Source organism: Ruegeria sp. HKCCA5491, from assembly GCF_013034565.1.
Lineage (GTDB): Bacteria > Pseudomonadota > Alphaproteobacteria > Rhodobacterales > Rhodobacteraceae > Ruegeria.
Genome location: NZ_WQGG01000001.1, coordinates 493,987 through 514,926 on the forward strand (window position 1 = coordinate 493,987; position 20,940 = coordinate 514,926).

21 protein-coding genes are annotated in these 20,940 nt (G+C 57.9%); 10 read left to right on the top strand and 11 right to left on the bottom strand.

Features of this window, described 5'->3' with window-relative positions; genetic code table 11:
- The first annotated feature begins 2 nt into the window (after positions 1-2).
- The 9 genes from GOV88_RS02295 (at position 3) to GOV88_RS02330 (ending at position 8,422) form a co-directional block, all read left to right on the top strand.
- Complete coding sequence (locus GOV88_RS02295) at positions 3-611, top strand: molecular chaperone (RefSeq protein ID WP_171239417.1); 609 nt, start codon at positions 3-5, stop codon at positions 609-611.
- 57 nt (positions 612-668) lie between these two features.
- Positions 669-857 carry a ubiquinol-cytochrome c reductase iron-sulfur subunit N-terminal domain-containing protein gene (locus GOV88_RS02300; protein WP_039530250.1) on the top strand — a complete coding sequence of 63 codons (189 nt, stop codon included), beginning with the start codon at positions 669-671 and terminating at the stop codon, positions 855-857.
- Between the two features lie 104 nt (positions 858-961).
- Positions 962-3,856: a formate dehydrogenase subunit alpha gene (locus GOV88_RS02305; RefSeq protein WP_171239418.1), complete on the top strand. Its 2,895-nt coding sequence runs from the start codon at positions 962-964 to the stop codon at positions 3,854-3,856.
- Positions 3,857-3,868: 12 nt separating this feature from the next.
- Entirely contained in the window at positions 3,869-4,462 is a 594-nt protein-coding gene (fdh3B, locus tag GOV88_RS02310; protein ID WP_037307340.1) for a formate dehydrogenase FDH3 subunit beta, read from the top strand.
- 110 nt (positions 4,463-4,572) lie between these two features.
- Complete coding sequence (locus GOV88_RS02315) at positions 4,573-4,923, top strand: putative quinol monooxygenase (RefSeq protein WP_171121151.1); 351 nt, start codon at positions 4,573-4,575, stop codon at positions 4,921-4,923.
- A gap of 27 nt (positions 4,924-4,950) precedes the next feature.
- On the top strand, positions 4,951-6,147 hold the full coding sequence (locus tag GOV88_RS02320; RefSeq protein WP_171239419.1) for a formate dehydrogenase subunit gamma: 1,197 nt from the start codon (positions 4,951-4,953) through the stop codon (positions 6,145-6,147).
- Positions 6,148-7,410 carry a c-type cytochrome gene (locus tag GOV88_RS02325; protein ID WP_171239420.1) on the top strand — a complete coding sequence of 421 codons (1,263 nt, stop codon included), beginning with the start codon at positions 6,148-6,150 and terminating at the stop codon, positions 7,408-7,410.
- Positions 7,411-7,423: 13 nt separating this feature from the next.
- Positions 7,424-7,549 (top strand): hypothetical protein, encoded by a 126-nt coding sequence (locus tag GOV88_RS20585; protein ID WP_256367661.1) that lies wholly within the window; start codon positions 7,424-7,426, stop codon positions 7,547-7,549.
- A complete protein-coding gene (locus tag GOV88_RS02330) occupies positions 7,550-8,422 on the top strand; it encodes a helix-turn-helix transcriptional regulator (protein ID WP_171239421.1) in 873 nt (290 codons plus the stop codon). It begins immediately after the preceding gene.
- A 2-nt stretch (positions 8,423-8,424) separates the two neighbouring features.
- On the opposite strand, the gene GOV88_RS02335 is transcribed toward GOV88_RS02330, so the two are convergent.
- The 9 genes from GOV88_RS02335 to GOV88_RS02375 all read right to left on the bottom strand — a co-directional run bounded on the left by GOV88_RS02335 (position 8,425) and on the right by GOV88_RS02375 (position 17,315).
- Entirely contained in the window at positions 8,425-9,240 is an 816-nt protein-coding gene (locus tag GOV88_RS02335; RefSeq protein ID WP_171239422.1) for a substrate-binding domain-containing protein, read from the bottom strand.
- A gap of 19 nt (positions 9,241-9,259) precedes the next feature.
- Positions 9,260-9,994 carry an ATP-binding cassette domain-containing protein gene (locus GOV88_RS02340; protein WP_171239423.1) on the bottom strand — a complete coding sequence of 245 codons (735 nt, stop codon included), beginning with the start codon at positions 9,992-9,994 and terminating at the stop codon, positions 9,260-9,262.
- Positions 9,987-10,700 carry an ABC transporter permease gene (locus tag GOV88_RS02345; protein ID WP_171210617.1) on the bottom strand — a complete coding sequence of 238 codons (714 nt, stop codon included), beginning with the start codon at positions 10,698-10,700 and terminating at the stop codon, positions 9,987-9,989. The genes GOV88_RS02340 and GOV88_RS02345 overlap by 8 nt, the downstream gene beginning before the upstream one ends.
- 152 nt (positions 10,701-10,852) lie before the next feature.
- Positions 10,853-11,842, bottom strand: a complete 990-nt coding sequence (locus tag GOV88_RS02350) for an ABC transporter substrate-binding protein (RefSeq protein WP_171239424.1) — start codon at positions 11,840-11,842, stop codon at positions 10,853-10,855.
- A gap of 59 nt (positions 11,843-11,901) precedes the next feature.
- The gene (locus GOV88_RS02355) at positions 11,902-12,747 is read right to left on the bottom strand and encodes an ABC transporter permease (RefSeq protein WP_171239425.1); all 846 of its coding nucleotides are present in this window, start codon (positions 12,745-12,747) and stop codon (positions 11,902-11,904) included.
- Positions 12,744-13,676 carry an ABC transporter permease gene (locus GOV88_RS02360; RefSeq protein ID WP_171121142.1) on the bottom strand — a complete coding sequence of 311 codons (933 nt, stop codon included), beginning with the start codon at positions 13,674-13,676 and terminating at the stop codon, positions 12,744-12,746. The genes GOV88_RS02355 and GOV88_RS02360 overlap by 4 nt, the downstream gene beginning before the upstream one ends.
- Positions 13,669-14,463: an ABC transporter ATP-binding protein gene (locus GOV88_RS02365; protein WP_171239426.1), complete on the bottom strand. Its 795-nt coding sequence runs from the start codon at positions 14,461-14,463 to the stop codon at positions 13,669-13,671. The genes GOV88_RS02360 and GOV88_RS02365 overlap by 8 nt, the downstream gene beginning before the upstream one ends.
- A 55-nt stretch (positions 14,464-14,518) precedes the next feature.
- Complete coding sequence (hydA, locus tag GOV88_RS02370; RefSeq protein WP_171239427.1) at positions 14,519-15,973, bottom strand: dihydropyrimidinase; 1,455 nt, start codon at positions 15,971-15,973, stop codon at positions 14,519-14,521.
- 91 nt (positions 15,974-16,064) lie between these two features.
- A complete protein-coding gene (locus GOV88_RS02375) occupies positions 16,065-17,315 on the bottom strand; it encodes a Zn-dependent hydrolase (RefSeq protein WP_171239428.1) in 1,251 nt (416 codons plus the stop codon).
- A 171-nt stretch (positions 17,316-17,486) separates the two neighbouring features.
- Between GOV88_RS02375 and GOV88_RS02380 the strand changes: the two genes are divergently transcribed.
- Positions 17,487-18,095 (top strand): TetR family transcriptional regulator C-terminal domain-containing protein, encoded by a 609-nt coding sequence (locus tag GOV88_RS02380; protein ID WP_171122934.1) that lies wholly within the window; start codon positions 17,487-17,489, stop codon positions 18,093-18,095.
- A gap of 30 nt (positions 18,096-18,125) precedes the next feature.
- Here GOV88_RS02380 and preA read toward each other — a convergent pair whose 3' ends face one another.
- Together preA and GOV88_RS02390 are read right to left on the bottom strand one after the other, a co-directional pair.
- The gene (gene preA / locus GOV88_RS02385) at positions 18,126-19,430 is read right to left on the bottom strand and encodes an NAD-dependent dihydropyrimidine dehydrogenase subunit PreA (RefSeq protein WP_171121137.1); all 1,305 of its coding nucleotides are present in this window, start codon (positions 19,428-19,430) and stop codon (positions 18,126-18,128) included.
- Positions 19,431-19,475: 45 nt separating this feature from the next.
- The gene (locus GOV88_RS02390; protein WP_171121136.1) at positions 19,476-20,810 is read right to left on the bottom strand and encodes an NAD(P)-dependent oxidoreductase; all 1,335 of its coding nucleotides are present in this window, start codon (positions 20,808-20,810) and stop codon (positions 19,476-19,478) included.
- Positions 20,811-20,940 lie beyond the last annotated feature (130 nt).

A 20,940-nucleotide genomic window follows, 5' to 3' on the forward strand; every position in this document is an offset into this window, starting at 1 on the left:
GAATGACCGCAAATGAAGCGCAACAGATGGATGTCTCGGCCGAGGATCGCCTGCGCGCGGATTTCTACAATTTTTTGGGTCTGCTTTTGTCAGGTCCACCGGATCAGTTGCTGCTGGATCAGGTGGTGGGCCTCAGCGGGGATGATACAGATCTGGGTCAGGCCGTTCAGGCAATGGCACGGGTGGCAAAGGTCACCAAGCCCGCAGCGGCCGAGCGCGAGTTCAACGCATTGTTCATCGGTTTGGGACGCGGAGAGTTGCTGCCTTATGCAAGTTACTACCTGACAGGTTTCCTGAACGAAAAACCTTTGGCCCAGCTTCGCAATGACATGGCCGCGCGTGGGATAACCCGCGCGCAGAACGTGTTTGAACCAGAAGACAACATCGCCTCGTTGATGGAGATGATGTCGGGCATGATCGTCGGGCGTTTCGGACCGCCTGCTACGTTGGACGACCAGAAAGCGTTCTGGAACAAGCACATTGGCCCCTGGGCCACGCATTTCTATTCAGATTTGGAAGGCGCCGAGAACTCGGTTCTTTATGCCTCGGTCGGTACTGCCGGTCGGGTCTTTATGGAGATCGAGCGCGAAGCCTTCCGAATGTCGGCGTAACCCGCCGCTCGCCGGTGCCCGATGGGCATCAAACCGCAATTGGGACAGGAGGAGCCCATGAGCAAGACCAAGGAAGAAGGCGCAACGCGCCGCGACTTCCTCAAACTGGCCGGAACCGCAGCGCCCGCTGCCGTAGCCGCCGCCAGCCTGACCGGGAAAGCCGAAGCAGCCGAGCTGCCGACGGACGAAACCCGGATGCAGGACACAGCGCACACACGCGCCTATCTCGACAGCGCCCGGTTCTAAGCCGGACGACGTCACACCCGACTGACGGTTGCGATTGGCCCTGACGTCGGCACCAACAGTACCAAGCCAGCCATGGCTTACATGGCCAGCAAGGGAGGAAAGAAATGCTTAGGAAAAAGACCAACGGGGTTGCGAGACGCCCCCAGCGGACAAGTATCCTGTCCCAGGTCGGCGAGAAAACCGTCGATCGCCGCGCATTCCTGCGTGGCTCGGGCCTGACGATCGGCGGCCTTGCCGCGATCAGCGCCACGGGTGGAACCGTGACGCCAGCCAGTGCCCAGACAGCGGCCAACACTGCCGTTGAGAATATCAAATCCGTCTGCACTCACTGCTCGGTCGGTTGTACCGTCGTTGCCGAAGTGCAGAACGGTGTATGGGTCGGGCAGGAACCCGGCTGGGACAGCCCGTTCAACCTGGGTGCACACTGCGCCAAGGGGGCCTCGGTCCGCGAGCACGCCCATGGCGAGCGCCGCCTTAAATACCCGATGAAAAAGGAAGGCGGAGAGTGGAAGCGCATCAGCTGGGAACAGGCGATCGACGAGATCGGCGACGGCATGATGAACATCCGTCAGGAATCCGGTCCGGACAGCGTGTACTGGCTGGGGTCCGCGAAACATAATAACGAACAGGCCTATCTGTTCCGCAAGTTCGCTGCCTACTGGGGCACGAACAACGTGGACCATCAGGCCCGTATCTGCCACTCGACCACTGTTGCGGGCGTTGCGAACACATGGGGCTACGGCGCCATGACCAACTCGTATAACGACATGCACAACAGCCGGGCCATCTTTATCATCGGTGGTAACCCGGCCGAGGCGCACCCCGTCTCGCTGCTGCATATCCTGCGTGCGAAAGAGCAGAACAACGCCCCTCTGATCGTCTGCGACCCGCGTTTCACGCGAACCGCGGCCCATGCGGATGAATATGTCCGTTTCCGCCCCGGCACCGACGTCGCTCTGGTCTGGGGTATCCTGTGGCATATCTTCGACAACGGTTGGGAGGACAAAGAGTTCATCCGCACCCGTGTCTGGGGCATGGACCAGATCCGCGAGGAAGTTGCTAAGTGGAACCCGGATGAGGTTGAGCGCGTCACCGGCACGCCCGGCTCTCAGCTACGCCGCGTCGCACGGACCATGGTGAACAACCGTCCCGGCACCGTTGTGTGGTGCATGGGCGGCACACAGCACACCAACGGCAACAACAACACCCGCGCCTACTGTGTTCTTCAGCTTGCGCTGGGCAACATGGGCACCTCGGGTGGTGGCACCAACATCTTCCGTGGCCATGACAACGTGCAGGGCGCGACGGACCTTGGTGTTCTGTCCCACACCCTGCCCGGCTATTACGGCCTGTCCGCAGGGGCATGGGGCCATTGGAGCCGTGTCTGGGGTGAAGATCTGGATTGGCTGAAAGGTCAGTTCGCCACGATCAAGGACAAGGAAGGCAAGGACAAGCCGCTCATGAATGAGCGTGGCATCCCGGTTTCCCGCTGGATCGACGGTGTTCTGGAAGATCCGGCCAACATGGATCAGGACAACAACGTCCGTGCCATGGTTCTGTGGGGCCACGCGCCCAACTCGCAGACCCGCATGACGGAAATGAAGACGGCGATGGAAAAGCTGGATATGCTGGTCGTAATCGACCCGTATCCCACTGTTTCCGCCGTGCTGCATGACCGCACCGACGGTGTCTACCTGTTGCCTGCCTGTACGCAGTTCGAAACACGTGGTTCGGCCACTGCATCGAACCGGTCGCTGCAGTGGCGCGACAAAGTGGTTGATCCGCTGTTCGAAAGTTTGCCGGACGAGGTCATCATGGCCAAGTTCGCCAACAAGTTCGGCTGGGCGGACCGTTTCTTCCGCAATATCGAGATGGAAGACCCGGAAACGCCGAATGTTGAAAGCATCACGCGTGAGTTCAACTCGGGTCTTTGGACCATCGGTTACACCGGTCAGTCGCCGGAACGTCTGAAAAGCCATATGGCTAACCAGCACACGTTCGACAGAACCACGCTGCAAGCCATTGGTGGACCCAACGACGGCGAATATTACGGCCTGCCCTGGCCCTGCTGGGGAACACCGGAAATGGGTCATACGGGGACACCGAACCTCTATGACATGTCCAAGCCGGTGGCCGAAGGTGGCCTGACTTTCCGCGCCCGTTTCGGTGTGGAACGCGACGGTGACAACCTGCTGGCCGAAGGGGTCTATAGCGTTGGATCGGAAATTCAGGATGGATATCCCGAGTTCACGATGCAGATGCTGATGGATCTTGGCTGGGACGGCGACCTCACGGACGAGGAACGCGCGGCAATCGACGCCGTTGCGGGACCAGAGACCAACTGGAAAACCGACCTGTCTGGCGGTATCCAGCGGGTTGCGATCAAGCATGGCTGTGCGCCCTTCGGGAACGCCAAAGCCCGCGCGGTCGTCTGGACCTTCCCGGATCCGATCCCACTGCATCGCGAACCGCTGTATACAAACCGGCGCGATCTGGTCGAGGACTATCCGACCTACGAGGACCGTCAGGCCTATCGCCTGCCAACCCTTTACGCTTCGATTCAGAAGAACGACTTTTCAAAGGATTATCCGATGATCCTGACGTCTGGTCGTCTGGTCGAATATGAAGGCGGCGGTGATGAGACACGGTCAAACCCGTGGCTGGCTGAACTGCAGCAGGACATGTTCGTCGAGATCAACCCCCGGGATGCCAACAACCTTGGTATCCGTGATGGGCAACAGGTCTGGGTCGAAGGTCCCGAAGGCGGAAAGGTCAAGGTGATGGCGATGCTGACCAACAGGGTCGGTGCCGGTGTGGCCTTCATGCCGTTCCACTTTGGCGGCCATTTCCAGGGGGATGATCTGCGGTCGAAGTACCCCGCAGGTGCAGACCCCTATGTCTTGGGCGAAAGTTCAAACACCGCCCAGACCTATGGCTACGATTCAGTGACCCAGATGCAGGAGTCCAAGTGTACTCTCTGCAAGATCTGGGCAGCGTAAGGAGGAAAACGAATGGCTAGAGCAAAGTTTCTCTGCGACGCTGAACGCTGCATCGAGTGCAACGCCTGTGTCACCGCGTGTAAGAACGAACACGAGGTGCCATGGGGCATCAACCGCCGCAGGGTGGTAACGATCAATGACGGCAACCCGGGCGAACGCTCGATCTCGGTGGCCTGTATGCATTGCTCGGATGCGCCTTGCATGGCGGTGTGCCCGGTCGACTGCTTCTATCAGAACGAAGAAGGTGTCGTCCTGCACTCCAAAGACCTGTGCATTGGCTGCGGCTATTGCTTCTACGCGTGCCCGTTTGGCGCGCCGCAATATCCGCAGGCGGGCAACTTTGGATCGCGCGGCAAGATGGACAAATGTACCTTCTGCGCCGGCGGCCCCGAGGAAACGCACTCGACCGCAGAGTTCGCCAAATATGGTCGCAACCGGATCGCCGAGGGCAAACTGCCCATCTGCGCCGAGATGTGCTCCACCAAGGCCCTGCTTGCCGGTGACGGCGACGTGGTCTCGGCCATCTACCGCGAGCGCGTTGTTGCGCGCGGGTTTGGCTCGGGCGCGTGGGGTTGGGGCACCGCCTACGACCAGAAAGACGGCTAAGGCCTTAAAACAAAACGATAGTCCCCGCGTCACGTCGGGGGCTATCGCAATATTTTGCGCGGCATCCACTGATTGGTTCCGCCGTACGACTTGACCGTGACGGAGTTGAAATGACCGAAGATATCTACTGGCTGCTGAAGCTGGATCTGAACCCCGAAAAACAATCTGATTTCGAGGCACTGATGGCCGAGATGGTGGCGGCCACCCTTCAGGAAAACGGCGCCAAAAGCTATGAATGGCACCAGAGCGGCAATGCGATCCATATCTATGAGCGTTACGCCAGCTCTGACGATGCCCTGATCCATATGCAGAATTTCGGCGCCAACTTCGCCGAGCGGTTCATGTCCCTACTGACACCCGTGCAACTTGAAGTTTACGGACCTGCGAAAGATGACCTGCGTGCGGCCCTATCCCCGGTTGGCGCGGTCTTTCACCAACAGATCGGCGGGTTCGACCGCTAAGTCATTAACCCACAGGAGGGTGTCCAAATGCGCCTGATCTACTTCCTGCTTGTTTCGATATTCCTAACAGGGGTCGCTTGGGCGCAGGACACTTCCGAAGCTCAGGAGCCCGAACGCGCCTCGACCGGCGGGGCAACCACGCTAGAGGACATCCTTGCCAGACAGCGCGGCGAAAAGGTCGATAACTCGTACCGGTCCGAAAACACCGGTCAAGGAAATGCCGAGGGCCTTTTGGGCCAGCTTGGCACGCGGGGCGTTGCGTCCGACAGCGATGTATATCGCGCGCTGCGCTATGGGTCGGCCGATGTCACAGTATCCTCGAAGGGACCCGCCGCCAGTGTCCTTATTCAGGACGGAGGCATGTGGTGGCTGAACTTTCGCACCGGCCCCCTGCGCGAATATGGTAGCTATATCATTGCTGGCATGGCCGCGATCATTCTGCTGTTCTTCCTGATCCGTGGAAAAATCCGCATCGACGGAGAAAAAACGGGTCGCACCGTTCTTCGATTCAATGGGTTCGAGCGCTTTGGCCACTGGCTGTTTGCCGGGTCGTTTCTGATCCTTGGGATTACCGGGCTGCTGACGCTTTATGGTCGAGATTTTCTGATGCCTATTTTTGGCAAGGAAGGATTTGCGACGATCGCACAGGGGTGCAAATGGCTTCACAACAACCTTGCCTGGGCCTTTATGATCGGGCTGGTGATTGTCACTATCAACTGGATTTCGCACAACATCCCGAACCGCGTCGATCTGAAATGGCTGGCCGCAGGCGGAGGGCTTTTCACCAAGGGATCACACCCACCCGCCAAGAAGTTTAACGCGGGTCAAAAGATTATCTTCTGGTCCTGTATCCTGTTGGGAATTTCGATCAGCCTCTCGGGTCTGTCCCTGCTCTTCCCGTTTGAGATGCCGCTATTTGCCAAGACCTTCTCGGTTGCCAATGCAACGGGCTTGCCCCAACTGCTGGGTCTGGACCTGCCGACGCAGATGTCCCCGCAAGAAGAGATGCAATATGCGCAGGTATGGCACGTGATGGTTGCGTATATCTTCATCGCCATAATCATCGCACATATCTACCTTGGGTCTGTCGGTATGGAAGGCGCATTTGACGCAATGGGCACTGGAGAGGTCGAGGAGCAATGGGCGCGTGAACACCATTCCCTGTGGCTGGAAGAGGTGCAGGAAAAAGAGGCAGGAAAAGCAGCGGCCTCACCTGCGGAATAAATGCGCGCTCTGGCCTTTGCACTGGTATTGCTACCCCTGCCCGCCTGGGCGGAGTTCTTTACGCTCAAGGGTCACGGCGGCCCGATCATGGGTATAGCCACGGCACCTGACGGGCGTATCGCAACGGCAAGTTTCGACAATTCCGTGGGTCTTTGGTCTGACCAGACTCCCGAATGGCTGGAAGGACACGAAGCGGCGGTGAATTCCGTCGTGTTCAACGGTACATCCATTTACTCCGCCGGGGATGACTTCACACTCAGACGCTGGCCCGGTGGTGAAGTTGTGGGGAGGCATCAAGGCAAGATCGTCAGTATCGCGGCCTCAAAAACCCATGTTGCAACGGCAAGCTGGGACCGCACGATAGGCGTTTGGCCGGTGGACGGGTCAGCCCCCGTGGTGCTTGGCCCGACCGGAAGTGGTGTGAATACAGTGGTGTTTTCGCCTGACGGATCGAAACTATATTCCGCAGGAATGGATGGCGCGCTACGGGTGTGGGACCTGAGCACAGGTCAGGAAACCTTGCGTTTGGTAGAGCATGGTTTCGGCATCAACGAGCTTATTCTGAACTCTCAGGACAATTGGATCGCATATGGGGCCGTTGACGGCGTTACCCGCATCCGGGACCTGACCACCGGGGAAGAACAGGATTTTACCCTGGATCGACGCCCGATCCTCGCCCTGGCCCTCAGCCCAGACCGGAGCCTTTTGGCGGTGGGTGACGGAGAAGGCTATATCATGGTCATCGACACAGTCGAATGGCGCATTGCACAGGATTTTCGCGCCACCCTGCGCGGACCGGTCTGGGCCTTGGCCTTTTCCGCAGATGGCCGCAATATCCACGCCGGAGGCATTGATGAGGCCATGTATAGCTGGCCGGTTTCAGATCTTGGAGATCGGGAAAAGATGGCGTCTTCCGAACCCAGCTTTCTGAAAAACCCAAACGAAATGGGCAATGGTGAACGCCAATTCGCCCGCAAATGCTCGATCTGCCACAGCCTGACACCCGATGGTCAGCGGCGCGCCGGACCGACGTTGCACGGTGTCTTCGGCCGCAAGGCAGGTACGCTGCCGGGATATTTCTACTCGGAGACGCTGCAAGACTCTGATATCGTTTGGAATAGCGAAACGATAAATGCTCTTTTCGACGAAGGGCCTGACCACTACATTCCGGGGTCAAAGATGCCGATGCAGCGGATCACGCAACCCAGCGACAGGACAGACCTTATCGCTTTCTTGCGTCGTGCCACGGCGCCCGAAAACTGAGCCGGAGGAGAACATGAAAGCCTTTCTTGCCGCCGTCGCCGCGATGGTCGTGATTACCGTGGCAGCCCCGTACGCTTTGGGCCAGCTTGGTTTCAGTGCCGCAGATGCCGGGACCGGCTCATCCGTGCGATTGGACTAGATGCCCGAATACCTGACCACGAAAGAGCTGGCTGACCTGCTGCGCATTGGCGAGCGTAAAGCCTATGACCTTGCCTCTTCGGGCGAAGTGCCTTGTGTGCGCGCGATGGGAAAGCTGTTGTTTCCACGAGCCGAGGTTATCGCCTGGTTGAACGCGTCACGGACTGGCCCGCAGGTGGCTGAACCGCCCCTGCCCCCGATTGTCGCGGGCAGCCATGATCCATTGCTGGATTGGGCCTTGCGTGAAAGCGGTTCTGGCCTTGCGACATATTACGATGGCTCGTTCGACGGTTTGAACCGGCTCCGGGACCGAACCGCGCAGGCCGCAGCCCTCCACATTCACGAAGATGACGGGTTCAACGAAGGCGCTTTGCGGGATCAGTTGGGTGAAGCCCCCGTCGTCTTATACGAGATAGCACAGCGGCAACGCGGATTGCTTCTTGCCCCCGGTGTCACTGGAATTTCAGAGTTCGGTGACCTGAAAGGCCGACATGTCATTTTAAGGCAGGACAGCGCGGCCAGCCAAAGGTTGTTTGACACTCAGCTCGCCACCCTCGGGTTGACGCGCGATGATCTGGACACCCTTCCAACCTGTGCCCGAACCGAAGAAGAACTGGCCATCGCCCTGCATGACGGTAAGGCCGAAGCGGGTTTTGGCCTTGGTGCATTGGCCGGCCTTTACGATCTTGAGTTCGTGCCGACCCACAGTGAACGGCTGGACCTTGCCATCTGGCGGCGCGCCTATTTTGATGAGCCTATGCTCAAGCTCCTCAGCTTTGTTCAATCCGACAGGTTTGCCACACGCGCTGCTGAGTTTGGTGGATATGACCTGTCAGGGCTGGGCTCGATCCACCATAACGGGGCCAGCGGCTGATCTTACTGCGCGTTCGGGAAGAATAGCTGCTGACCGTCTAGTTTGTAGGACTCGATCGCAGCCTGCCCGTCAGGACCGATCAACCAGTCAATGAACCGCAGCCCTGCGGCAGCCCGAACGCCTGGATGCTTTTCAGGGTTAACCAGTATAACTCCGTACTGGTTGAACAAGCGCGGGTCGCCCTCGACCAGAATATCAAGGTTTCCCTTGTTCCCGAATGACTGCCACGTCGCGCGGTCCGTCAGGGCGTAGGCCCCCATTCCGCTGGCGACATTAAGCGTCGCACCCATACCGGACCCCGTTTCGCGGTACCAAGTGCCTGACGCCTCGGTCGGGTCAATCCCTGCTGCCGCCCAATGATCTAGTTCTGCCTTGTGCGTCCCGCTGTCGTCCCCACGCGAGGCGAACGGAGCCTCCGCCCGTGATACGGCCGTCAAAGCGGCGGCAATATCTGTCCCGCCTTTGACTTTTGCAGGATCTGATTTTGGCCCGACGAGGACAAAGTCGTTATACATCACGTCAAACCGCTCGACCCCCCATCCGTCGGCCACGAACTTCTGCTCGGCCGGCTTTGCATGGACCAACAAAACATCACCATCCCCGTTGATCGCATTGCGTATCGCCTGCCCCGTACCTACGGCAACAACCCTGACGTCGATCCCGGTTTCTGCCTCAAACCCCGGTAGGATATAATCCAGCAGACCCGAATTCTGCGTCGAGGTTGTTGATTGCACCACGATAAAAGGTGCTTCGGCCACGGCTGCCGTAACTGTCAGGCCGAGCGTTACCAATGCTGCCCGAACGAATTTCCGGATCATTCTGATCTCCGCTAATTGATTATGTTACCAACCCACCGGCAAGATAACGGCGCGATGCATCGCTTTCCGGTGCATCCAGTACTTGTTTGGCGGCCCCATGTTCAACCACGCGCCCGCCTTGCATCATCACGATATCAGCGGCCAAGCGGCGCGCCTGTCCAATATCGTGGGTGACCATGACGATCCGCACCCCCCGGTTCGAGGCCCGCTGGATCATTCTTTCGATCGTTTGTGTGGCACCGGGGTCCAGTGCGCTGGTTGGTTCGTCAAGGAACAAGGTTTCAGGGTCCAACGCCAGCGCACGCAGGATAGCAAGGCGCTGTGCCTCGCCCCCAGATAACGATCTTGCAGACTGGCGCGCCTTGCCTTCAAGCCCACCCTCGCCCAGCAATTCCTCGATCCGGGCTTTGCGGATACGGCGTGGAACGCCTTGTCGCTTCAAAACAAAATCTAGATTGGCCGCAACGGATCGCCGCAACAAAACGGGTTGTTGAAATACCATCGCCTGCCGAGCTTTGTGTTCCAGACCAAGTGGCGCTCCGTCCTGTTCGACTTGCCCCCGATCCGGTGCAATCAGCCCATGTAGGCAACGCAAAAGCAGGCTTTTCCCCGACCCGTTCGGGCCAAGGATCAAAGTTGGCCCCGGGCCATCCAAAGACAGACGCGGCACCGTCAACAGAGCCTTACCGTTGCGCGCTATCTCAAGATTGCGAACGGACAGACGCCGGACTATCTCGGGGGTCAGATCACGCATGGCGCAGCCCCTCTTGCTCGGCACGCAGGCTAAGCGTGCTGACTATCGCATTCACGGCCACAGCTATTCCGATCAGGATCGCGCCCAAGGCCAGCGCCAGCGCAAGATTGCCCTTGGATGTCTCAAGCGCGATGGTCGTGGTCATCACCCGCGTCACATGGTTGATATTTCCGCCGACAATGATGACCGCGCCCACTTCGGCAATCGCGCGTCCAAAACCGGCCAGTAGCGCAGTTATCAAAGCCAGCCTTGCGTCCCACAAAAGTACTGGGACCGAGGCCAGGCGCGACACCCCAAGCGACCGCAACTGTTCCGAGTATTCTTCGGCCAGCATTTCGATCACCTGCCGGGTCAGCGCAGCGACGATGGGTGTGACCAAAACCACCTGAGCGATGATCATCGCCGTCGGCGTATAAAGTAGCTCCAACACGCCCAACGGTCCCGATCGTGACAGCATCAGATAAACCAAAAGGCCAACAACAACCGGAGGGAACCCCATCAAAGCGTTCATGACTATGATCAGAACCCTTCGTCCCGGAAACCGTGCAACGGCCAGCGCCGCCCCAACCGGCATCCCTATCAACGCTGAAATCAGCACCGCAAATACCGAAACCTTAAGGGAGAGCAACACAATCGCCCAAAGCTCTGAATCGCCTTCAAGGATCAGAGATATCGCTGCGCTGAATTCTGATGCAAAACCTTGCATATTCTCCCTTCAAGTGTGAAATACTCGCTAAACGCCACTAATTTCAGGATAATACTAGGCCATTTTCGGGTTAAGTACACGCACATTTACGACACTGAAAAAAGAAACGCGGCCCCGAATGGGACCGCGTAATGTTGCTCTAATGAACAGGTTCAGTTCAGGGCTGCATCGGTAATTTGATGGGTCCAGGCACCATCAGGCTGCTTGGTGATCACCGGGTCCGAACCACCTGCCAGCAGAGTGCCAACAGTCCGCTCAAAATCCGCCGGATCCAGCGCGCCATTCGAACCTGCGGTCAGCTTGGCAATCTCGCCCATCATGCGCTTTTGATGTTCTTCGGTCTGAGCGCCCGTCGCATCATTTTCCAAAACGATATCCGCTGCTTCATCCGGGTTTTCTTCTGCGTATTTCCAACCCTTCATCGAGGCACGTACGAACCGCTCCATCTTATCGACGAATGCATCATCACTAAGGTTCTCTTCCAGAACATACAGACCGTCTTCCAGCGTCGCGACGCCCTGATCTTCGTATTTGAAGGTCACCAGCTCATCGGGGCTGACGCCTGCATCAATGACCTGCCAATATTCATTGTAGGTCATAGTGCTGATGCAATCGGCCTGATGCTGCAACAGCGGGTCAACGTTAAAGCCCTGCTTCAGAACTTCGACACCGGTTTCGCTCTTGCCGCCTGTGTCGATACCAAGCTGGCTCATCCAGCTCATGAACGGGAATTCATTGCCAAAGAACCAGACGCCCAGCGTGCGGTTCTTAAGATCTTCGGGCGAGGAAATACCTGCATCCTTCCAGCAGGTCAGCATCATGCCCGAGCTTTTGAAAGGCTGCGCAATGTTCACCAGCGGCAAACCCTTTTCCCGTGCAGCAAGCGCCGCAGGCATCCATTCAACGGTTACATCCGCACCGCCGCCCGCAATCACCTGAGTGGGCGCGATGTCGGGACCACCAGGCAAAATTGTGACGTCCAGCCCTTCTTCCTCGTAGAACCCTTTGTCCTTGGCCACGTAGTATCCCGCGAACTGAGCTTGCGTGACCCACTTCAATTGCAGTGTCACTTCGTCCGCTGCCAGTGCAGCACTGGCTGCCAAACTAAAGGCGGCGACCGCCCCGCTAAGTAGCTTCTTCATCTTCATGTCTCCTAGTTGCTGTTGATGCCCCGTTTTCGGGGTCTGTTAAGGTTTTGTTGTTATCCACGTTGCGACGGATGCCAGAATGTCACCGCCTTTTCGATCATCGCCATCAAGCCATAGAACGCTGTTCCGGCCAAAGCCGCGACCACGATTTCCGCCCAGACCATATCCAGCGAAAGCTGACCAACGCTGGTCGAAATCCGAAAGCCCATTCCCAATGTTGGCGAGCCAAAAAACTCGGCCACAATAGCACCGATCAAAGCAAGGGTCGTAGAGATTTTCAAGCCATTGAAAATAAACGGCATTGCAGCAGGCAGGCGCAGCTTGAGGAAACTCTGCCAATAGGTTGCGGCATAGGTCTCCATCAGATCGCGCTGCATGGCAGTCGCCTCGCGCAGCCCTGCGACCGTGTTTACCAGCATTGGGAAGAACACCATGACAACGACAACCGCCGCCTTGGACTGCCAATCAAACCCGAACCACATGACCAGAATGGGCGCCGTCCCTACAATCGGCAGGGCTGCCACGAAGTTCCCCACAGGCAGTAGCCCTAGGCGAAGAAAGTCCCAGCGATCCACCGCGATTGCCGTCAGGAAGGCCGCGCCGCACCCAACAATATACCCGCTCAAGGCCCCCTTGATGATGGTCTGCACAAAGTCAGCCCACAGGATGGGCAAACTGTCGGCAAACCGCACGGCGATGACCGACGGGGCCGGCAGAATGACCAATGGCACCTCAAGCCCGCGGACGACCAGTTCCCAAATCCCGATAATCGTCAGGCCAAAGATCAACGGTGCAAGGAACCGAACCATTCGCGTATCCGCATAAGGCCCGCTGGCGAGGCGACTGTTTAGCCACCAGCCAAACAGCCACAGCAGGATTGCACACAAAACCCACATCATTGCGCTATCCCCATCCGCTTTAGAACCGTCCGTTCGATCAGCCCAAGCAAACCGACAAGACAGGCCGCCAATATCGCGGCAGCAAACAGCGCCGACCAGATTTGCACCGTCTGACCATAGTAGCTGCCGGCGAGCAGACGCGCTCCCAGCCCGGCGACAGCACCGGTCGGCAGTTCTCCGACAATGGCCCCGACCAGCGAGGCAGCGATACCTATCTTCAATGAGGTGAACAGGTACGGCATCGACGCAGGCAGGCGCAGTTTCCAGAACCCCTGAGACCGACTGGCGTTATAGGTGCGCAACAGGTCAAGCTGCATCGCATCGGGGCTTCGTAGACCTTTGACCATACCCACGACAACCGGGAAAAAACTCAGATAAGCCGAAATGACGGCCTTGGGGATAATCCCCTGAATGCCTACGGAATAAAGAACCACAATGATCATCGGGGCCAAAGCGATGATCGGGATCGTTTGACTGACAATGGCCCAAGGCATCACCGACATATCCATAACGCGGCTATGCACAATTCCGACCGCCAGCAAAATGCCCAAACCTGTTCCAATCGCAAAGCCCAGAACCGTCGCGCTGAGCGTCACCCAGCCGTGATAGATCAGCGACCGTTTCGAGGTAATCTTCTTCAGAACCGTCGTCTCCCACATCTCAATCGCAACTTGATGCGGTGCGGGCAGACGGGGGCGATCCTGTTCCCATGTTGCGGGAATGGCAAAGCTGTTGTTTAGCACCAGACCCAGCTCGGACATATCCCGGCGATCCTTGGCCGAAGGCGGCTGCACTTCGGCACCTGCGCGTTCCTGCTCGGTCAGAACCCCTTTGATATTCATCGGAACACACGCCGCATACCAGAAGGCCACGATCACGGCGAGGACAGTAAGAACCGCCCAGAACGCTTTGAAACCAGAACTATTCATCCGAGTGCCCCGCCCGCAGCCCTTCACGCACGCGATGGGCAACTTCGATGAATTCCGGCGTGTCGCGGATATCCAGAGGCCGCTCTTTGGGCAGAGGGCTGTCGATCACATCCGTAATCCGACCCGGCCGGGGGCTCATGACCACAATCTTGGTGCTGAGATAGACCGCCTCGGGGATCGAGTGCGTCACGAACCCGATAGTCTTTTCCGTCCGTGCCCACAGCGCCAGAAGCTGTTCATTCAGGTGGTCGCGCACGATCTCATCCAGCGCGCCAAAGGGTTCGTCCATCAGAAGGATATCAGCATCAAAGGCCAATGCCCGCGCGATACTGGCCCGCTGCTGCATCCCGCCTGACAACTGCCATGGAAACTTCCCACCAAACCCTTCAAGGTCAACGAGTTCCAAGACCTTCTTGACGCGATCCCCTTGCTCGGCTGAGGAACAGCCCATAATCTCAAGCGGCAGTTTGATGTTCTTGGAGATGGTCCGCCACGGATACAGGCCCGCCGCCTGAAACACATAGCCATAGGCCCGGTTCCGCCGCGCCTCATCCGGGGTCATGCCGTTGACGGTCAACGTCCCAGCCGTCGGCGTCTCAAGCGCCGCGATACAGCGCAAAAAGGTGGTTTTGCCGCAGCCCGAGGGGCCGATAAAGCTGACGAAATCCCCCTTGTCGATAGTGAGGTTCACGTCCTTCAGCGCGTGAACCGGACCGTCGTTTGTCTGGAAGGTGAGATCCAGTTGTTTCGCCTCTATTACAGGCTGCGCAGTGCTTTCAGTATTCATTCCAGTGCCTTGAAAAGGTTCGGTTATGGGCCGCTTCCAAAGCAGCCCAACCAGATCACACGCCCGTCGCCGGGATTCCCGTCCGTTCAACGGGCCGCGGGGCCGTCAATTCCTTCCACGTACTCAGCGCGCGGTTCACATGCCCGTTCGGTTCTCGAGCCACAAAGTCACCATGTCCTTCCTGAGTACGAATTTCCCCATCATGAACCGCAACCTGGCCCCGTGTAAGAGTAAAGCGCGGCAGGCCCTTGACCTCTTTTCCCTCGAACACGTTGTAGTCAATCGAGGATTGCTGCGCGTCGGCAGTGATCGTCTTGGTCTTTTCAGGATCCCAAACCACGATATCCGCATCCGCGCCCACAAGTATCGCACCCTTTTTTGGATAGCAATTCATGATCTTAGCGATGTTTGTTGATGTAACGGCCACAAACTCATTCGGGGTCAGACGCCCGGTATTCACCCCATAGGTCCACAACATCGGCATCCGATCTTCCAACCCGCCAGTACCATTCGGAATCTTGGTGAAATCACCCACGCCATAGCGTTTCTGCTCGGTCGTAAAGGCGCAATGGTCGGTCGCCACCACGCTCAGCGTTCCCGAATGCAGCCCGTTCCAAAGGCTGTCCTGATGCTGCTTGTTCCGAAACGGAGGGCTCATGACCCGGCGCGCGGCATGATCCCAATCTTGGTGGAAATACTCGCTCTCATCCAAGGTCAGGTGCTGGATCAAAGGCTCCCCCCAAACCCGCTTGCCCTGCATCTTGGCCCGGCGAATGGCCTCATGCGCCTCTTCACACGAGGTATGGACCACATACAAAGGTACCCCCGCCATATCTGCAATCATGATGGCACGGTTCGTCGCCTCCCCCTCAACCTGCGGAGGGCGGGAATAAGCGTGCGCTTCCGGCCCGGTATTACCCTCGGCCAGCAGCTTGGCGCTGAGCTCAGCGACCACATCGCCATTCTCGGCATGAACCATCGCAATCCCGCCCAGTTCGGCCAGACGCTTGAACGAGGCGAACAGCTCATCGTCATTCACCATCAGCGCGCCCTTATAGGCCATGAAATGCTTGAAAGTGTTGATCCCCCGCGTCTCGATCACGGTCTTGATGTCATCAAACACCTGCTCGCCCCACCAGGTGACGGCCATGTGGAACGAATAATCACAATTCGCGCGCGTAGACTTATTATCCCAGCGTTTCAATGCATCCAGCAGGCTTTCGCCCGGATTAGGCAGCGCGAAATCTACCACCATCGTGGTGCCCCCGGCCAAAGCCGCCCGCGTCCCGCTTTCGAAGTCATCGCTGGAATAGGTGCCCATGAACGGCATCTCCAGATGCGTATGCGGATCAATCCCGCCCGGCATCACATAACATCCGGTCGCATCCAGTACCTTGTCACCCTTCAGATCCATCCCGATTTCAGTGATCACGCCATCTTCGACCATCACATCCGCCTTATAGGACAAATCCGCGGTCACGACGGTCCCGTTCTTGATAACAGTGCTCATTTTGATCTCCCTGCTGCGGTCTGCGCCGCTTGCTTCATCTGGCTAAAAATATCCCGGGGGAGTCGCCCTCGGGCGACGGGGGCAGCGCCCCCTATTCCACGATCTCCGCTGTCTCGACGACCGCATGAAACAGAACATCCGCCCCGGCAGCCGCCCAGTCCTTGCTGATCTCTTCAGCCTCGTTGTGGCTCAACCCATCCACACAGGGGCACATCACCATGGCCGTCGGCGCCACCCGATTGATCCAACACGCATCATGCCCCGCCCCCGAGATGATATCCGTATGCGAATAGCCCAGCCGTTCGGCCGCATCCCGCACCGCCGCGACGCAACTGTCGTCAAACTTCACCGGGTCAAACCCACCAACCTTTTCGAACTCAATCTCAAGGCCCATCTCTTCCACGATGTCCTCAGCCGCAACCCGAAGGCGCGCCTCCATATCTTTGATCACATCCAGTTCAGGTGACCGGAAATCAACCGTAAACACAACCTTGCCGGGGATCACATTGCGAGAGTTCGGGAAGACATCGATATGCCCCGCCGCCCCAACCGCATGAGGTGCATGGGACCACGCAATCTCATCTACTTTTTCAAGAATTCGCGCCATGGCGAGGCCAGCATTCTTGCGCATCGGCATCGGGGTCGAGCCAGTATGCGCGTCCTTTCCGGTGACTGTGATTTGCGTCCAGCTTAGGCCCTGACCATGGGTAACGACACCGATGTCTTTTCCTTCGGCTTCGAGAATCGGACCTTGCTCGATGTGCAGCTCAAAGAAGGCGTGCATCTTGCGCGCTCCGACCTCTTCATCCCCGCGCCAACCGATCCGCTGCAATTCGTCGCCGAACTTCTTGCCCTCGGCATCCTCGCGATCATAGGCCCAGTCCTGCGTGTGCATCCCTGCGAACACGCCTGAGGACAACATCGCAGGTGCATAGCGCGTGCCCTCTTCATTTGTCCAATTGGTCGCGACGATCGGGTGCTTGGTCTTAATCCCCAGATCATTCAGAGTGCGGATAATCTCCAGCCCGCCCAGAACTCCCAAGACACCATCGTATTTTCCGCCCGTAGGCTGCGTGTCCAAATGCGAGCCGACATAGACTGGCAAGGCTTCGGGATCCGTCCCCTCGCGACGCGCGAACATGTTGCCCATCTGGTCCAGCCCCATCGAACAGCCCGCGTCCTCGCACCATTTTTGGAACAGCGCGCGGCCTTCGGCATCCTCATCCGTCAGCGTTTGACGGTTGTTCCCACCCGCCACACCGGGGCCAATCTTGGCCATCTCCATCAGGCTGTCCCACAACCTGTCGCCATTGATCCTGAGGTTCTGCGCCGGAGCTGCCATCTTGTTTTTCCCTGTTGCTTGCGATTTGGCTCGCTTTTGGTGTCTTGATTTGACCATCTGGTCAAACTCACGCTATCACGGGTTCGAGATCAGTCAAGAAATTGCAGGACTCAGCCAGATTTTTTGCCCTATTCAGCACCCGCCTGCCGGAAAAAGAGACACCCTGAAAACATGCCTGAAGACCGCGCCCCGACCAGAATTCAGAAAAAGAACCGCGCCGCAATTCTCGACGCCGCACTTAATGTGTTCTCAGCCCATGGATTCCGTGGCGCAACGGTTGACCAGATTGCCGCCGAAGCCGGACTAAGCAAGCCCAATCTGCTGTATTATTTCCCATCGAAAGAAGCGATTCACACCGCGCTGTTGTCTGGCCTTCTGGAAACATGGCTGGCCCCTTTGCACGATCTTGATGCACAAGGCGACCCGATGGAAGAAATCCTGGCGTATATCCAACGCAAGCTAGAGATGAGCCGCGATCTGCCCCGCGAAAGCCGTCTGTTTGCAAATGAACTGGTACAGGGCGCGCCACGCATTCACGATTCGCTGTCCAATGACCTAAAGGCCCTGGTCGATGAAAAAACCGCGATATTGTCCGATTGGATGGATCAGGGAAGGATTGCGCGACTGCACCCCTATCACCTGATTTTCTCCATCTGGGCGCTGACCCAGCACTATGCGGATTTTGACGTTCAGGTTCGGGCGATCCTAGGGGATGAAGACCCATATGAGGGGGCCGAGCCGTTCGTTGATACGCTCTATCGTAAGCTACTGACGCCATAAAAAGGGGCCAGCGCTGGCCCCTTTCTTTGCTTACTCAGCTGCTTTTGCCATGGGATTGTTCGGGTGCGTCGTCCAGTTGGCATAGTCTGGTTGAACCTCGCGTCCTGTACGTGGGTCAACCTCTCCGGCCGTCATCGGCACCATCGAGATACAGCCGTCAACCGGGCAGACATCCACGCAAAGATTACAGGCGACACATTCGTCATCCATGACCTCGAACACGCGGTCATCGGACATGGAAATCGCCTGATGACTGGTGTCTTCGCAAGCCGCATAGCACCGGCCACACTTGATGCACTGGTCCTGATCAATTTTGGCCTTCGCCACGTAGTTCAGGTTCAGATACTGCCAATCTGTAACATTCGGAACGGCAAGACCAACAATTTCCGAAACGTCCTTATAGCCCTTTTCGTCCATCCATTTGGACAGGCCAGCGGTCAACTCGTCGATGATCTTGAAGCCATAGGTCATCGCCGCCGTACAAACCTGAACGGTGCCACATCCCAACGCCATGAACTCTGCCGCGTCGCGCCACGTGGTCACGCCGCCGATGCCGGAAATCGGCAAGCCGTGCGTCGCTTGCGCCCGCGAAATCTCGGACACCATCGACAGAGCAATCGGTTTCACCGCAGGGCCGCAATACCCGCCATGGCTGCCCTTGCCATCAATCGAAGGCTCGGGGCTGAACGTATCCAGATTGACGCTGGTGATCGAGTTAATCGTGTTGATCAGCGACACCGCATCGGCACCGCCGTTCTTTGCCGCCTCGGCAGGTTTGCGAATGTCTGTGATGTTCGGCGTCAGCTTCACGATGACCGGGCGATCATAGTACTTTTTGCACCAACGCGTGACCATCTCGATGTATTCCGGTACCTGCCCCACGGCGGAACCCATGCCGCGTTCACTCATCCCGTGCGGACAGCCAAAGTTCAGCTCAATCCCGTCTGCGCCGGTTTCCGCCACGCGCGGCAGGATGGCTTGCCAGGCCTCTTCCTCGCACGGCACCATGATCGAAGCGATCAGCGCACGGTCCGGGTAATCCGATTTAACCCGCGCCATTTCTTCAAGGTTCACCTCCAACGGGCGGTCCGTGATCAACTCGATGTTGTTCAGGCCCAAAAGCCGCCGATCGGCACCATAGATCGCGCCATAACGCGGCCCGTTCACGTTCACGACCGGAGGCCCCTCGGCCCCGAGCGTTTTCCAGACCACGCCACCCCATCCGGCCTCGAAAGCGCGGCGGACGTTGTATTCCTTGTCGGTCGGCGGCGCCGAGGCCAACCAATACGGGTTCGGGCTTTCAATACCCAGAAAGTTTGTTTTTAAATCAGCCATCTATCCGGCCTCCCTGATGCAGTTCAGCATCTTAATCTGTGGGTTTCACGCAGTCAGGCTTGCGTGGATATCCATTGCGGCATCGCGGCCCTCGGCCACGGCAGTCACGGTCAGGTCTTCACCACCAGCAGCGCAGTCGCCCCCGGCCCAGACACCTGCGATCGAAGTACGCCCGGCCCCAGTTACAGCAATCTTGTTGCCGTCCAGTTCCAAGCCTTCCGGCGCGCCTTCCAATGTCTGACCAATCGCCTTGAGTACCTGATCAGCAGGAACGCGGACCATCTCACCCGTGCCGGTCAGTTGACCGTCATGGCTGGCAGTATACTCCAGTTCGATCTCAGCGGCTGCCCCGTTTCCGTGCACGGCCACAGGCTGCACGTTGGTCATGATTTTGACCCCATGCGAAGCAGCCAAGTCCTGTTCGTATCGGCTGGCCCCCATCGCATCACGGCCGCGCCGATACGCGATTGTGACGTGTTCGGCCCCTAGCAACTTGGACTTCACCGCTGCATCTACGGCCGTCATTCCGCCACCGATGACCACGACATTCCTACCGACCGGCAAATCCGCCAAGTCGCCGGCCTGCCGTACATCAGCAATAAAGTCGACTGCGGCCCGCACACCGTCCTTGTCGACACCACCCGCGCGCAGGGCGTTCACCCCGGCCAAACCGATTGACAAAAAGACAGCGTCATAATTTGCAGACAGACCTTCCAGCGAAATCCCCTCGCCCAGAACCGAACCCGTCTCAATGGTGATCCCGCCGATTCCAAGCAGCCAATCCACCTCGGCCTGCGCGAAATCGTTGGTCGATTTGTAGGCCGCGATTCCGTATTCGTTCAATCCGCCCGGCTTGGGTTTGCTTTCGTGAATGACAACGTCATGACCCAGCATGGCCAAACGATGCGCACAGGCCAGACCCGCAGGGCCAGCCCCTACAACGGCCACTGTCTTGCCGGTAGGTGCAGCACGCTCAAACGGGTGCGCACCATCGGCCATCACGCTATCTGTCGCATAACGCTGCAAACGTCCGATTTCCACTGGCGAGCCTTCTGCGGTTTCGCGTACGCAGGCTTCTTCACACAGCGTTTCGGTCGGGCAAACGCGGGCGCACATTCCACCAAGGATATTCTGCGCCAGAATAGTTTCACCCGCCGCTTCGGGTTGTCCGGCCTGAATCTGTCGCATGAACAGCGGTATGTCGATGTCTGTGGGACAAGCCGTCACACACGGCGCGTCATAGCAAAAATAGCACCGATCAGCAGCCACGGCAGCCTCATGCGGGGCCAATGGCGGATGCAGATCCGTGAAATTCGAGGTCAGCTCATCGCTGGAAAGTCGCCCGGAAACTATGCCGGGGACCATCTGGCCCTGTGCCATCGCTCTACTCCCTGTAGATATGTTCGTTATGATCTCAGCTTGCCACAATCTGATTTTTTATCAATTGGTAAAATTTGCCAATTGGTCAAAAAATGAAAAAACCGGGCCAAAAAGCCCGGCTTCACCGTTC

Coding starts and splice junctions, on each gene's coding strand:
- GOV88_RS02325 (WP_171239420.1), top strand. CDS start 6,148: ATGCGCGCTCTGGCCTTTGCACTGGTATTGCTACCCCTGCCCGCCTGG.
- GOV88_RS02330 (WP_171239421.1), top strand. CDS start 7,550: ATGCCCGAATACCTGACCACGAAAGAGCTGGCTGACCTGCTGCGCATT.
- GOV88_RS02355 (WP_171239425.1), bottom strand. CDS start 12,747: ATGATGTGGGTTTTGTGTGCAATCCTGCTGTGGCTGTTTGGCTGGTGG.
- GOV88_RS02360 (WP_171121142.1), bottom strand. CDS start 13,676: ATGAATAGTTCTGGTTTCAAAGCGTTCTGGGCGGTTCTTACTGTCCTC.
- GOV88_RS02315 (WP_171121151.1), top strand. CDS start 4,573: ATGACCGAAGATATCTACTGGCTGCTGAAGCTGGATCTGAACCCCGAA.
- fdh3B (WP_037307340.1), top strand. CDS start 3,869: ATGGCTAGAGCAAAGTTTCTCTGCGACGCTGAACGCTGCATCGAGTGC.
- hydA (WP_171239427.1), bottom strand. CDS start 15,973: ATGAGCACTGTTATCAAGAACGGGACCGTCGTGACCGCGGATTTGTCC.
- GOV88_RS20585 (WP_256367661.1), top strand. CDS start 7,424: ATGAAAGCCTTTCTTGCCGCCGTCGCCGCGATGGTCGTGATTACCGTG.
- GOV88_RS02345 (WP_171210617.1), bottom strand. CDS start 10,700: ATGCAAGGTTTTGCATCAGAATTCAGCGCAGCGATATCTCTGATCCTT.
- GOV88_RS02350 (WP_171239424.1), bottom strand. CDS start 11,842: ATGAAGAAGCTACTTAGCGGGGCGGTCGCCGCCTTTAGTTTGGCAGCC.
- GOV88_RS02295 (WP_171239417.1), top strand. CDS start 3: ATGACCGCAAATGAAGCGCAACAGATGGATGTCTCGGCCGAGGATCGC.
- GOV88_RS02320 (WP_171239419.1), top strand. CDS start 4,951: ATGCGCCTGATCTACTTCCTGCTTGTTTCGATATTCCTAACAGGGGTC.
- GOV88_RS02390 (WP_171121136.1), bottom strand. CDS start 20,810: ATGGCACAGGGCCAGATGGTCCCCGGCATAGTTTCCGGGCGACTTTCC.
- GOV88_RS02335 (WP_171239422.1), bottom strand. CDS start 9,240: ATGATCCGGAAATTCGTTCGGGCAGCATTGGTAACGCTCGGCCTGACA.
- preA (WP_171121137.1), bottom strand. CDS start 19,430: ATGGCTGATTTAAAAACAAACTTTCTGGGTATTGAAAGCCCGAACCCG.
- GOV88_RS02380 (WP_171122934.1), top strand. CDS start 17,487: ATGCCTGAAGACCGCGCCCCGACCAGAATTCAGAAAAAGAACCGCGCC.
- GOV88_RS02375 (WP_171239428.1), bottom strand. CDS start 17,315: ATGGCAGCTCCGGCGCAGAACCTCAGGATCAATGGCGACAGGTTGTGG.
- GOV88_RS02365 (WP_171239426.1), bottom strand. CDS start 14,463: ATGAATACTGAAAGCACTGCGCAGCCTGTAATAGAGGCGAAACAACTG.
- GOV88_RS02305 (WP_171239418.1), top strand. CDS start 962: ATGCTTAGGAAAAAGACCAACGGGGTTGCGAGACGCCCCCAGCGGACA.
- GOV88_RS02340 (WP_171239423.1), bottom strand. CDS start 9,994: ATGCGTGATCTGACCCCCGAGATAGTCCGGCGTCTGTCCGTTCGCAAT.
- GOV88_RS02300 (WP_039530250.1), top strand. CDS start 669: ATGAGCAAGACCAAGGAAGAAGGCGCAACGCGCCGCGACTTCCTCAAA.